This window comes from Kitasatospora sp. NPDC057936, assembly GCF_042887525.1.
GTDB lineage: Bacteria > Actinomycetota > Actinomycetes > Streptomycetales > Streptomycetaceae > Kitasatospora.
In genome coordinates this window covers 1-12542 of record NZ_JBHVPD010000082.1, presented here as the reverse complement: position 1 = coordinate 12542, position 12542 = coordinate 1, and the positions used below count along the sequence as shown (strand labels likewise).

11 protein-coding genes and 1 pseudogene are annotated in these 12542 nt (G+C 67.7%); 9 read left to right on the top strand and 3 right to left on the bottom strand.

The window, feature by feature from the left end:
- The first annotated feature begins 90 nt into the window (after nucleotides 1-90).
- Complete coding sequence (locus ACFVU9_RS33275; RefSeq protein ID WP_387599840.1) at nucleotides 91-384, top strand: hypothetical protein; 294 nt, start codon at nucleotides 91-93, stop codon at nucleotides 382-384.
- A gap of 678 nt (nucleotides 385-1062) precedes the next feature.
- On the opposite strand, the gene ACFVU9_RS33270 is transcribed toward ACFVU9_RS33275, so the two are convergent.
- Complete coding sequence (locus tag ACFVU9_RS33270; protein ID WP_387599838.1) at nucleotides 1063-2538, bottom strand: hypothetical protein; 1476 nt, start codon at nucleotides 2536-2538, stop codon at nucleotides 1063-1065.
- A gap of 1491 nt (nucleotides 2539-4029) precedes the next feature.
- Complete coding sequence (locus ACFVU9_RS33265) at nucleotides 4030-4815, bottom strand: GntR family transcriptional regulator (protein ID WP_387599835.1); 786 nt, start codon at nucleotides 4813-4815, stop codon at nucleotides 4030-4032.
- A gap of 251 nt (nucleotides 4816-5066) precedes the next feature.
- Here ACFVU9_RS33265 and ACFVU9_RS33260 point away from each other — a divergent pair, with 251 nt between their 5' ends.
- The 6 genes from ACFVU9_RS33260 to ACFVU9_RS33235 all read left to right on the top strand — a co-directional run bounded on the left by ACFVU9_RS33260 (nucleotide 5067) and on the right by ACFVU9_RS33235 (nucleotide 8909).
- A complete protein-coding gene (locus ACFVU9_RS33260; protein WP_387599832.1) occupies nucleotides 5067-5435 on the top strand; it encodes a hypothetical protein in 369 nt (122 codons plus the stop codon).
- Nucleotides 5435-5641: a hypothetical protein gene (locus ACFVU9_RS33255; RefSeq protein WP_387599829.1), complete on the top strand. Its 207-nt coding sequence runs from the start codon at nucleotides 5435-5437 to the stop codon at nucleotides 5639-5641. The genes ACFVU9_RS33260 and ACFVU9_RS33255 overlap by 1 nt, the downstream gene beginning before the upstream one ends.
- Nucleotides 5638-6942 (top strand): FtsK/SpoIIIE domain-containing protein, encoded by a 1305-nt coding sequence (locus ACFVU9_RS33250; RefSeq protein WP_387599826.1) that lies wholly within the window; start codon nucleotides 5638-5640, stop codon nucleotides 6940-6942. The genes ACFVU9_RS33255 and ACFVU9_RS33250 overlap by 4 nt, the downstream gene beginning before the upstream one ends.
- On the top strand, nucleotides 6942-7142 hold the full coding sequence (locus tag ACFVU9_RS33245) for a hypothetical protein (protein ID WP_387599823.1): 201 nt from the start codon (nucleotides 6942-6944) through the stop codon (nucleotides 7140-7142). Before ACFVU9_RS33250 ends, ACFVU9_RS33245 begins: the two co-directional genes overlap by 1 nt.
- Nucleotides 7143-7296: 154 nt before the next feature.
- A complete protein-coding gene (locus ACFVU9_RS33240) occupies nucleotides 7297-8751 on the top strand; it encodes a replication initiator (RefSeq protein ID WP_387599820.1) in 1455 nt (484 codons plus the stop codon).
- Nucleotides 8748-8909: a hypothetical protein gene (locus ACFVU9_RS33235; protein WP_387599818.1), complete on the top strand. Its 162-nt coding sequence runs from the start codon at nucleotides 8748-8750 to the stop codon at nucleotides 8907-8909. Before ACFVU9_RS33240 ends, ACFVU9_RS33235 begins: the two co-directional genes overlap by 4 nt.
- A gap of 69 nt (nucleotides 8910-8978) precedes the next feature.
- Here the strand turns inward: ACFVU9_RS33235 and ACFVU9_RS33230 are convergent, their stop codons facing one another.
- Entirely contained in the window at nucleotides 8979-10592 is a 1614-nt protein-coding gene (locus tag ACFVU9_RS33230) for a recombinase family protein (protein ID WP_387599815.1), read from the bottom strand.
- A gap of 338 nt (nucleotides 10593-10930) precedes the next feature.
- On the opposite strand from ACFVU9_RS33230, the gene ACFVU9_RS33225 reads away from it, so the two are divergent.
- Both ACFVU9_RS33225 and ACFVU9_RS33220 read left to right on the top strand, forming a co-directional pair.
- Nucleotides 10931-11731 (top strand): TIGR03936 family radical SAM-associated protein, encoded by an 801-nt coding sequence (locus ACFVU9_RS33225; RefSeq protein ID WP_380446161.1) that lies wholly within the window; start codon nucleotides 10931-10933, stop codon nucleotides 11729-11731.
- A 398-nt stretch (nucleotides 11732-12129) separates the two neighbouring features.
- Nucleotides 12130-12542, top strand: a pseudogene (locus tag ACFVU9_RS33220) (ribonuclease E/G); the annotation flags it as partial.

Sequence of the window (12542 nt, the reverse complement as noted above, 5' to 3'; positions counted from 1 at the left end):
TCGGAACCCGGTGCCGATGGTATCGGGCTCCTCGGCATGTGTGCGCACAGTTGGCCGGTTCGGTTGTGGGACAGGGGAGTTGAGAGACTGTTGTACGGGGACGACGACTTCGGTGCGGAGTTGGCGGCCGGCCTCGACCCGGACTCGTGGGTGTGGCTGCCGGGGGTGGATTACGCGGCCGGGTGGCGTGTCGCGCGCGACGCGGCGGACGAGCTGAACGCCCTGCTGGCGGCCGGTGGCGTGGAGCGCTCCGCCCTGCGCGCCATCGCCGACACCGACGCCCAGGGCGGACCGGTGGTGCGCCTGGAGGGCAGGGCGGCGGGCTGGCTGCGCCTGGAGGCGTTGCTGCGTCTGGCTGCGAGCGTGCGCCGTGAGCCGACCTGATCGGCCCGGTGGGTGGGGAGCCGGTGCGCGTGGCCGGTTGGGGGAGGCTTTGGGCGGTGTCCTTGCCGGGTTGGGGTCGGGCATGGTCGGGGGGCCGTAAGCTGCTGCGGACTCGGTCAGGGCTTTTGGGCCTGACCGCAATGTGGCCGAGTGGCCCCCCGTCCTTGCCCGACGCGGGCCCCGACGCAGCAAGGTGCCTAAAGCCTCCCTCGGCCGGCCACCCCAGCCACCCCGACAGCGAACGGGACCGCACGCCTTCGGCCCTTAAGAGTGCTGTGCCTTGCGGGCGGGCCAGACGCCCGGCCGGGACCGGCCGGCAGGCCGCAGCCCGGCCGAGGCGGCTGGGCCCGCCCGGCGGCGCTCGGCGCCGCCGCTTGAGTAAGTAAAGACAAGTTGCGACAGCCGCCGCACCCGGCTCGGACGTCGGGGCTGGCCGGCGAGGCCAGCAGCGAGAGAGTAGTGCTCCCGTCCTTCGACATCAAGACGGTGCGTCACCTGTTTGGGAGTATTAGGTCTTCCGCTCACAAGCGCAGTGTGGCCGGTCCAGAGCGGTCGGCTTTCCGGGCGAATCCGTGGCGTCCCAGTGGATACCACGGCTTCGCGCCAACGAAATTATTGCTCAGGTGAGGAGAGCAGCTTGACTACAGCCGAAAAAGCCAGCCGCAGCCTATTCGAATATCATTGGGTTTTGAGCGTCCAGTTCATGTGCAATAGGGACTGGCTAATCGGGACAAAGTAGGTTCCGCCGTAGCACGGCTTGTAGCTGTTCCATAGGCGCACAAAGGGAGGGCAGTGATCCATTAGTGCATAATTTGCAGTGATCGTGCCCCGCGCGTATGCGTGTGTGTAGGTCCCGTCCATTGAGATGACAGGTCCACCGCTATCCCCGTCGGCAGCGCCAATATCCGTAGAGTTCCAGTCGCTCAATTGCACGGCCAGATCTACGTCCGGTCGGTAGATGTAATTTGGCCCGGTGATGCTGATGTCGGTATATTTAATTTGCACGTTGCAGTGTGCGCCGGAGTTTGCACCGTCGGTACAAACGAGATCCCCGGTATTATTCGCGCTCCAGCCGGCAACCGGCAAGCTGGGACCGGAGCTGTCGTCTACGGTGCCCACGTAGACTTCTCGGCCGGTCATGCCGGAGTCGGGGGCGATTCCAACCACATCGTATTCCGGGTGAACTTCGTTAGAGGAAGTGCCGATGTGCCTTCTGGCGATCGGTGACGGTGGAGATGAAAGTGTGTACCAATCCCCGCCAGCTCCCCCATCGCAGTGGTAAGCCGCCATCAGCAAGTCCCGGTTGCTGTAGTTGCTGTGTACCGCGAAACCACTGGAGCATATCTCACCCGAAGGAGTGGTCAGAGAGCTGCCGCCAAACCATGGGGTTTGGTCGGCATAACGAGTAGACAGGTCCTTGCTCAGGGGCTGATAGTTTACATGAGTCTCTACCCCAGTGAGGAGATCAGTTTTTGACTTGACCTCGCTATTCTTCTCTGATCGCGCCGACCTCGTGAGCGGATCGGTTTCGTCTCGCTGGCCGATTCCACGATCCTCGTCGTAGCCGATCTCCAGTCCGCTGCCGTCGAGTGCAGGCGCCATGCTCGTGATCCGACTGGCGGCCGTCGTGGCATTGGTGCTCGCCATCAGGCTGACACTGGATGCCGGGCCGGTGCTTGCCGTCGGCCCGGTTGGGATAGTGACCGGCATTTCATTCTTGACAAGCTTGTCTCGCGCGGCATGCAATTCGGCCATGGAGTACTTGGCTGGTATGACTTCGGCAGTTACTCCAGAAGGCAGGGAATGCAGGATCTTGGTGACGTTGCCAGGAACCTGCCCCTTCCAGTAGAAGCGGAGCTTGTTTCCTGCAGGATCAACTACGACGTTTGAAAAGCCAGGTATTTGGGCTCGATCTCCTTCGGACCTTCCCTCGGTTACCTGGTCGACTATTCCGTCGAGAACCTTTTGTTTGCGCTGGATTTCGGCTTGACTCGGGTCAAAGAAAGCCCATGCCTTAAGCGAGGCCGCGGTGCCCGGCTGCTTTTCAGCTGCATGCGAGGTGTTGGCTGGTGAAGCTATAGTAAACGCCGCGCCGGCGAGCAGTGCCACCAGCGCGGCGGAAGAGATCTTCCAGCCTCTTGAATTGAAGCTCATCCCCCACCTTCCGATCGTGTGAATACGTGGAAGATGGTATACCAGGTTCGATTTTTCCAAGCACCCGGAGAGTTTAGGATAGATCGACTTAAATGAGCTAAATGTCCGACTTGATCTTGTTTGCCGATGGCCCATTGAGGCTTGGTCGACCATGGCGAGGGATGGCCTTGGATGGTGTTGCGGAATGCCCCTCGCCGCTATTGGTTCTACCCCTGCTTCGCGACTCTTGGATGCGGCAGTGACCGTCAGTTCACCTCGCCTCAGGGCTGTCGCGCGCCGCTGGCCACCCGCAGGAGCTCGTCCAACGACAGTGCCGAGTGCTGCGGAGCGTAGCTCTCCAGGGTGAAAGTCATGTCCTCATCAGACCATGTGATAGCGCGCTCTGAATCACTATCGCTGAGCACTGTGACGTTGTGCCCGTTGACTGCCGGCGCATCGGGCTGAGGGGGTGCTGCTGCGGAGCAGCCGTTTTCTGTTCCCGGCGGGCACGTGGTTTGGGGGGTTGCGAGGACTTGGGTGAAGCTCAGGGCCGGGGTGCCGGCATTCGCGAAAAATCGGGTCCAGGAAGGGCTGGCATCATTGCGGTTGAACGGATTGGGCTTCCATGATCCGCCAGTAGCTCCGAATTCTCGGGGGACGTCTTGAGTCTCCGAGAAGCCGGTCGGAAGGTAGCTAATGTTAACGAGCCGGGCAGCAGGAAATGGCGTTATTGCTTTCCCCGTGTTGAATTCCGAAAACTTTCGGTTTCCGAGGGGTGCCTGGAGGGTGAAACTGCTCTCCACGCTGGAGCCGGCACATTGGTGAGTCAGATCTGCGGTGTTTCCCACCTTCAGGTCTGCGGCGACTGTTTGCGATGTCTCACGTGCGAAAACTCGCGGCTTCGCCATCTGGCATGGCACCCAGTCGACCGGCGCCGTGATGGTGCGGCCGTCGGCGCTGAGAAGGACCTGAGCGGAAAGGAGCCCGTCGGTGTCGGCATGGTCGTTCGCGCTGGATCGCAGTGCCGTGACTCCGACTGAGAGGGCCGCGAACACGACTATCGCGCACACCGCGAAGAGGACCTTGCGGTATTGCGGTGATGGCATTCGATCACTCCATGCTCGTTGACTGGGCCTGGCCGGTTCGATGTGCGTGCTGCCAGCTGCTTTAGCCTGTCGCCAGCAGGCGGAGGTACTGGCAGCCGAGTTGGAGGATAGTACACGTCGCCATGGCGCCTCACGGTCTACGGAGCCTGACTCGGATTTCTTCCGAAGAACGGTTGGTCGGCAGCGCGATCGACGGGGACGGCCGGTGTCGCTGTAGCTCGGTGCCTGGATTCTTTGTCAGGAATGCCAGAATTTAACCTATTGGAAGCACTTTCAATGATCCTGAGACGACGAGGTCTTCAGGTGCCCAAGTTGTCACTCTTTGATGGGTTTCGGGAAGCACTGGCCGGCGGCTGACGGCGCGTTCGGCTCGGCATGCCCAAGATCGCGATGTTGGACGACGGTGTCAGTGGGTGGCCTTGGCCTTCTGGGTGCGGTTGGGCTTGGTGGCCTCGATGTCGAAGGTCAGGCCGGTGCACTCGGCGCCGAGCCTGGTCTCTTCGAGCATCAAGGGCAGGCCAGAGGTCTGGTCATAGGTGACACGGTGGACAACCAGCAGAACGGCGGCCTCGGACAACTGGAGGGCTTCCCGCTCGTCGGGCTGGGGGACGCGGGCGCTGACCCGGTCACGCCAGGCTGGTTCGTGCCCGGCGGCGGCCAATGCGGCGTAGGCCTCGGCCGGTGTCACGCCCGGCTGCTGGGCGAGAGACGTCCCTTCGCTGCGCTCCATCGGCAGCAGCAGGCGGTGAAGGGCGCGGCCGTCTCCGGCGGGGTCGGCGATGAGGCGATCGACGCCGAACATCAGCTCGTCTTCACCCATGTCCAGCAGCGGAGCCGTGATGGCGTCGGTGCGGGTGCGGTAGACGGCCGGCTCCTCACCGTGCCCGAACCAGATGTCGGTGGGCGTCCGGTAGGTGCCTGCCTGGAGGGTGACGGTGCGCTCCATGGTGGCGGAGGGGCCGTTGACGCTGGTGCGGACGAAGGTGCCCCGGCCCTGCTTCACGTCCAACTGGCCCTCACTGCGGAGGGCGGCGACGGCGAGACGGACGGTCGGGCGGGAGACGCCGTAGGTCTGGGCGAGATCGGTCTCCGTGGGCAGCTGCGTGCCGGGAGGCCACTCGCCGGTGGCGATCGCCTGTCGCATCGCTGCCGCCACCTGCTTGTGCAGGGCCTCGTTCCGGATGATCGCCATGGTGTTGACCCCTTGGTGCGGGCGCCGGGGAGGCCCGCGTCGCGTGTGTGCCGTGTGGTTTTTGAGAGTTCGTGAATCGTCGTTTGCCCTGGTCGGGCGGCATCTGTAGGTCTGTCGTCAGTCGCTAGGCGTTAAACGTAAGCATGAATCGCTTGCGCCGGGGCGTCAAGGAGGAGCATCATCGAAGCGCAAAGGTAAGTACGTTTGACGACCGACGTTAAGCGGCCTTTGCTCCATTGGAGCGTGCGCTCATGCAGTCCATTCCTGTGGACGGAACCCGGCTCGGCACGATGACCTGCATCGTCGCCCCCGAGGTGCGGATCGCGAACCGCGACACCGGAGAGGTGCGCAAGGACCGTGAGGGGCAGACCGTGTACACGGTCGGTGTCGCGGTGCGGCAGGACGGCCGGCGGGCCTCGATCATCGAGATCAGCGTTTCGGGCGAACCGGTCGGCGTCGTGGAGGGCGTGCGCGTGCACGTCACCGGCCTGACCGCCTTCTCCTGGGCGATGGGGGACCGGCACGGCCTGTCCTTCCGCGCCGACGCCATCACCCCCGTCCCCACCGCCGCCCCCGCATCCGCCCCGGCGTCGTCCTCGCGCAAGGGTGGTGACGCCTGATGAGCACCGTCACCCGCGCCCGGCTCCGCCGCCTCCTCGGTGAGCTCGGGGACCTGGCCGACGAGGTCAACCCGTTCGCCGCCGACAGCAGCGGCGCCCAGCTCTTCGACCACATCGCGACCCTCGCCGCCAAGGCCGCCGGCCAGGCCCGCGACCTGGAGACCGAAGCTCACAACACCGCCCTGGAGAACGGGGGCCGGCCGTGATCCTCGCCCAGCTCCTCTGGGTGGCACTGCTCGCCACCGTGCTCATCCTCCTCGCCACCGGTCCCGGGCTGCGGCGCTCCTACCCCTACATCTGGTGGTGCGTGCTCGGCTACCCGGTCACCGTGATCCGGGTCCGCCTCACCTGGCGGCGGCTGACCACGAACCTCGGCCTCGCCGTCGCCAAGCGTCCCAGTCGGGCCCTGCTCGGGGACTTGGTGGTGAGGGGCGATCCCCTCAAGCCGGTCCCGCCCCGCCTGGGTGCGCCGAAGCTCCGCCGTGGTGGCCTGGATGTGGCGGTGCGAATGCACCCGGGGCAGGTGCCCGATCACTTCCTGTCCGCCGTGGAAGCGCTGACGCACGCCTGGCGGGTCCACGCCGTCCGGCTGTCCTCGGACGAGCGCGGGTTCGTCACCCTGTCCGCGCTGGCCTGGGACCCGCTGCGGGCGCCGGTCGTGCCGTACCAGCTGAAGCAGCGGGTGCTGCGGGCGGTGGTCGGGCTGCTGGAGGACGGCCGCGCGTGGGTGATCGACTTCCGGCGGGCGCCGCACTGGCTGATCGTCGGCGCCACCCGCTCCGGCAAGTCCACCCTGATCGCCTCCCTGGTCAAGGAACTCGCCCCGCAACGCGTCGCCCTGTTCGGCATCGACCTCAAGGGCGGCATGGAACTCTCGCTGTTCGAGGACCGGTTGTCGGCGCTGGCCTCGACCCGCGCGGAAGCGGCCCGGCTGCTCGCGGAGCTGGTGGCGGAGACCGAGGCGCGCATGCAGTTCTGCCGCTCGGTCGGGGCCCGCTCGATCTGGGACCTGCCCGCCAAGGCCCGGGTGCTGCCCGTCGTCCTGATCGTCGACGAAGTCGCCGAGCTGTACCTGATGGCGACGCGAGAGGACAAGGCGGAAGTCGGGGAGATCTCCACGAACCTCCTGCGGCTGTCCCAGCTCGGCGCCGCGCTCGGTATCCACCTGGTGATCGCCGGTCAGCGGGTCGGCTCCGACCTCGGCCCCGGCGTCACGGCCCTGCGGGCTCAGCTGGCCGGCCGGATCTGCCACCGGGTGAGCGACGCGGGCACGGCGGAGATGGCGCTCGGCGACCTCAACAAGGACGCCCTCGCCGCAGCCCAGCGCATCACCCTCGCCGAACAGGGCGTCGCCATCACCGCCGATACCGACGGCCAGTGGCTCCGGGCCCGCTCCATCCACGTCACCCCCGACCAGGCCCGCCGCGCCGCACGCAAGCACGCCCGCCTCGCCCCCACCTGGCCCGGCCTGCACGTGGACGAGCCGAGTGAAGGGGTCTACCTCTGATGGGCAACGGCGCCGCCCTCATCCTGATCGCCTTCCTGGCCCTGGCCACCTTCCTCCTGGTGCGCTCCGGCGAAATCAAGGCCTGGCACGTCGCCCTCGTCGGCGTCCTCGCCATCTACCTCGACCGCATCGGCTGGACCGACCCGATCGTCTACGCCGTCACCTGGATCGTCCAGGGCCTCACCCACACCACCACCTGAAAGACGTGATCACCGTGCCAGCAAGCCCAGCCACCGCCGGCGGCTCCACCCCGAGCCGCCGGACCTCCTCCACTCGCCCCCACGCCCACCCCGGCCGGACCACCTGTTTGGCCCGGCCGGGGCCCGGCGAACCCTGGCCCTGGAGACACCCCCCATGACCCCTGCCCCCAACCCCTACACCGACCCCACCGTACGCCGCGCCCTCCTCGACCGGGAGGCGCGGCTGCGCCAACTACCCTCTATTGATCGGGACTTGGTCCGCCTCGGTGAAATGCCGGACCTGAACCGCTGGCTGGAGCAGATCCGCGCCACCGGCGGCTGCGCCGAACCGGTCTACCTCACCGGGCACACCACCACCCTGGACGCCGGCACCGGTGAGGTCCTGCGGCACTACTCGACCGCCACCGAACCCGGCGGCCGGCTCGCCGTCCGCTGCCGCAACCGCCGCGCCACCCGGTGCCCGTCCTGCTCGCGCGAGTACAGCGGCGACACCTTCCACCTGGTCCGCTCCGGCCTCATCGGCGGCAAAGGCGTCCCGGAGACGGTGCGCACGCACCCCCGCTTGTTCGTCACCCTCACGGCGCCGTCCTTCGGCCCGGTCCACCGCGCGGGCGACTGCCACCGGGCCCGCCGTCGCTGTGAACACGGGGGACGGCACGGCTGCGGCCGAACCCACCCCGACACAGACCCCCTGATCGGACAGCCGCTCTGCGCCGACTGCTACGACTACCCCGGCCACGTTCTGTGGAACGCCATGGCCCCGGCGCTGTGGAAGGCCTTCCGCGACAACCTCTACCACCACGTCGCCACCCGCACCGGCCACGGCCGCACGGCCGTCCGCAAGCTGATCCGGGTCTCGACGGCGAAGGTCGCCGAGTACCAGAAGCGCGGCGCCGTCCACTTCCACGCCGTCGTCCGCCTCGACGGACCCACCGGACCGACCTCCCCGCCCCCGCCCTGGGCCACAGCCGACCTCCTTATGGAGACCGTGCGCTCCGCGGTTGCCGCCGTCGCCCTGTCACGCCCCGAATCGGCGGCGTACGGCGACGGACGGCTCAGCTTCGGCACCCAGCTCGACGCCCATCCCCTCAGCGGTGGCGACGGCGCTCACCTCACCGACGACGCTGTCGCTGCCTACGTCGCCAAGTACACGAGCAAGAGCGCCGAAACCGCCGGCGCCGTCGACCGCCGCATCGAATCCCTCGCCGAGATCCGAGCGCTCCACGTCACGCCCCACATACGGGCCCTCATCGCCACCGCCTGGCGCCTCGGCGAACTACCCGAACTCGAACACCTGCGCCTGCGCACCTGGGCCCACATGCTTGGCTACCGCGGCCACTGCCTCACCAAAACCCACGCCTACTCCACCACCTACGGCCAACTCCGGGCCGACCGCGCCGAACACGCCCGCACCCTCGCCGGCGCCCCCGTCCTCTACACGGACTGGGACACCGACACCACCACCGAATCCGCCTGGCGCTTCGCCGGAACCGGCTACACCCCCGCCGAAGCCCTCATCGCCGCTGGCATCGCCGAAGATCTCGCTACGAACCGGGAGATGGCCCGCGAAGGTGCGAGACGTTCCGATGCAAGTAGGGAAGCGTCATGACCGCCGATCCTGGTGTGTCAGGTGCGGCGGCCAGTCTGTTTGCTTCTGTTGAGGGGACAGGAGCGCCTGGGCAAGCTCAGGGACAGGTCATTTGGAGCGAGATCGTGATCGTGGACGACGACGGCAACGAAGAGCCGTACGACCCGGCCAAGCACTGACGACGACAGGCCCCGACTCACTGCCGGGGCCTGTCGCATGCCGTTCTACGTCGGGCTGGCTTCCCCGCGTCAGAGCTCGCGCGCGAAATGGTCTTCCTTGACGATCAGGCGCTCTCGGTAGTCCTTGGGGATCATGAGCCTCAGCTTCACTGCGGGTGCGCGCTGGCCCTTCACCTTGGTGCGGGTGACCTCGCACCGAACGCCCACCCGCATGAGGTCGGCCGACATGGCCTCGGTGCCGCCCTCTTCCCACCGCTGCCGGAACGTCTTGCCGTTGGCCACGTTCACCCAACGGTCTTCGGTGGTCTCGGGATCGATCTCTCCGAGTTCGGTGATGAGCTTGTCCAGCGTCTGTTCCGCTTGCTGGCGCGTGAAGCGCGTCTTTGTGTACCGGCCGCCGGGCTCCAACTCCTTCATGTAGTAGGCGACGGAGTCTTCAAGCTGCGCCACTTGGGCTCGGGCTTCCGCACCCCGTGCGTACTCCCGGACCTGCACCGGTTCGTCGCCAAGGACTGAGAGAACATCCATGACCACCTTGGCGTAGATCATTTCCGGGTTCGGGATGCCATGTCCGCCGCTCCTACACTTCTGGCAGCGCATGTAGGAGTAGGGGCCATACGCGTTCTCGTACCTCTTGACTGTCATGTTCGTCGTGCAATCGACGCAGGTGAGGACGCCGAGGAACTTTGTGGCGCCGCCAGGCTGGCGCGTTGGCTGGTTCCTGCTGCGCTTGTCGAGGTCGGCTTGCAACTCGTTGAACTCATCTTCCGTGAAGATGCCCGGTGCCACCCTGATGGGCTTGCCGTTTTGGTCCAGGACGAGCTTTGACCGGCGGGCGCGTCCCTTCATCTCGACCTCAACGCGGTACCCCATCAGGCCGGGGTTGCGCAGTCGGCTGAGCAGGGTGGAGGTCGTGAGCTTCTCGCCCATCAGCTTCGAGCGCTTCAGGACCTTGACCATCCGTGTGGCGGAGACCCCGCGCCTGGCCATGCGTCGGCACCAGTGCAGGGCCTTGTGGGCGTCGTCCTCTACATAGAGGACGACCTTTCCGTTTTCGTCCTCACCGGTGACGTATCCGTAGGTGGGCTTGCCCACCAGCCAGTCACCCTGTGTCTTCGCGTAGTCCCAGAGGCTCGCAACGCGTGTGCTGGTGTTGGTGGCCTCGATCTCGGCGATGCCGCCGATCAGCGTGACCATGATCTTCCCGACGACCGTGGTCAGATCGATCTGGTCGTTCTTGGAGACCAGGTTCTTCCCGTACTTCAACGCCCAGTCGATCATCGTGTTGAGGTCGGACAGCCGGCGGATGAAGCGGTCGAGCTTCCAGAACAGGAGCACGTCGAACTCCGGCGCCCGGTCGTTCAGCCATTCGCCCAGCTGCTTCCGCTTCCATGGCGGCACCTTCGTGGCTGAGACGTTCAGGTCGCTGGCGACGCCGACGACGCGACAGCCCCGGTTCAGTGCCTCCCTGCGCAGGTCGAGCTCCTGACGCACGGGGGAGGTGGTGTCTTCCGTCAGTACGGACAACCGGACCGAGAGCAAGGCCCTGGGAGCGTCGTCCGGAAGGGCGGCCTCGGCCCTCTTCAAGTCCTCAAGCTGGGCCAGGTCTGCGGCGGTCCATTCGGCTTCTACGGTGTAGGCCTTCTGAGCGGCTGCTGAGGCCGTGCGGCTGCGTTTCCCCATGCCAGAGACGCTAGGGCCGGTTTTACCCCTGTGTCTATATGGCCCCAGATGCAGACCGCTATTCAGATCGGTCCCACCGGCAAGAAGATGCTGCCGCTGACGGTCGTGAACAAGTAGTCCCTCGGCACACCGACGACCCCCGGCCGGAGCACTCCGGCCGGGGGTCGTCGGTGTGCGGCTGACCAGGGGCGGAGCGAGGGGCGCGGCGGGGCGCGTACCCTTTGAGGTGACAGAGTCCGGACAGTGGCGGGAACCCGCCGCGCCGGACGGGGACAACTGACTAAGGACTGAGCGACCTGGCACGCCGTACGCCCGACGGTCCGCCGCCCGCGCCGACGGTGCAGCGGATCCGTCTCCGCTACACCAAGCGCGGCCGGCTCCGCTTCACCAGCCACCGCGACTTCCAGCGCGCCTTCGAGCGCGCCCTGCGCCGCTCGGCCGTGCCGATGGCGTATTCGGCCGGCTTCACCCCGCACCCCAAGGTGTCCTACGCCAACGCCGCCCCGACCGGGGTGGCCAGCGAGGCGGAGTACCTGGAGATCGGCCTCGCCGCCGTCCGCGACCCGCAGGCGCTGCGCGCCCAGCTGGACGAGTCGCTGCCCGCCGGACTGGACGTCATCGACGCGGTCGAGGTCCGGACGCCGAACTTCGTGGAGCGCCTGGAGGCCTCCGAGTGGCGGGTGCGGCTGGACGGCGTCGAGCCGCAGGAGGCGGCCCGCGCGGTCGGCGTCTTCCTCGCCGAGGAGCGGGTCGAGGTGCAGCGCCAGACCAAGAACGGCGTGCGCGTATTCGACGCGCGCGGCGCCGTGGCGGCGCTCGAGGTGCTCGCGCCGCAGGTCGACGGCGGTGCGGACACGGAGGCCGGAGCGGCCCACGATGTTCGGACCGGCCGTGCCTGTGCGATACTGCGCCTGGTAGTACGACACGCCACACCAGCCGTACGACCCGACGACGTGTTGTCCGGTCTCCGTGTGACGGCCGACCTGGCGCCGCCGGTCCCCGCAGAGGTGACCAGGCTGGCGCAGGGGCCGCTCGACGAGGAGTCCGGCACGGTGACCGACCCGCTGGCGCTCGACCGCGCCGCGGCCCCGGCCGGTTCCGATCCGGCCGCAGGGCCGCGCGCTACCGCGTCCGCCTAGCGGGCGGAGGCCGGATCCAGTGCCTCACTGGATCCGACGGACCTCCGGGGTTCCCGCGGCTCCCCAGGGGAGCGAGCGTCGTCGCAGCACAGGCCGGCCCCTTGCGGCCCGCCGACCAGGACGGTCGGTGGGCCCGAGGACCCCTTCCGGGAGCCACCCGGGGTTGGGGGACGGCGCAGCTTGGGAAAACCACAGAAGACTGGTCAGACCAGAAGACTTTCGACACCCCGCCGAGCGTGGGGCGCCGAGCGAGACTACGAGCCCCTGTGCGGCCTCGCGTCCGCGCGGCGGCACCGTGAAAGGGTCCGGCCCGAGCACCGTGAGCGGTGCCGGCCGGCCGCAGGTGTCGTGCCGTGCCCGGATGCGGAGCCCGGGGGCCTGACGGGAGATCCACCCGCATGCTCGATAACACCGATCCGCAGCAGTCTGCGACGGAACCGAACGACACCGGTGCGACCGGTGGCGAGGGCGCGTCCGCCGCGCCGCCGCGCCGCCGTCGCCGCGCGGTGTCCCGCCCGGCGGGTGCACCGCAGGGCGCGGCGGCCGAGGCCGCCGAGACCGTGATCCCGGCCGAGGCGCAGGCCGCCCCGGCCCCCGCTGCCGTCACCGAGGCTCCGGCCGAGGAGGTCCCCGCGGCCGAGAAGCCGGTCCGGGCCCGCCGGACCCGCAAGCGTGCCGAGGCCCCCGCCGGGGCGCCGGAGGCGGCCTCGATCGTCGTCACCGCGCCGGCCGTCGCCGAGGCCCCCGCCGCCGTCGCCGAGGCTCCGGCCGAGGAGGTCCCCGCGGCCGAGAAGCCGGTCCGGGCCCGCCG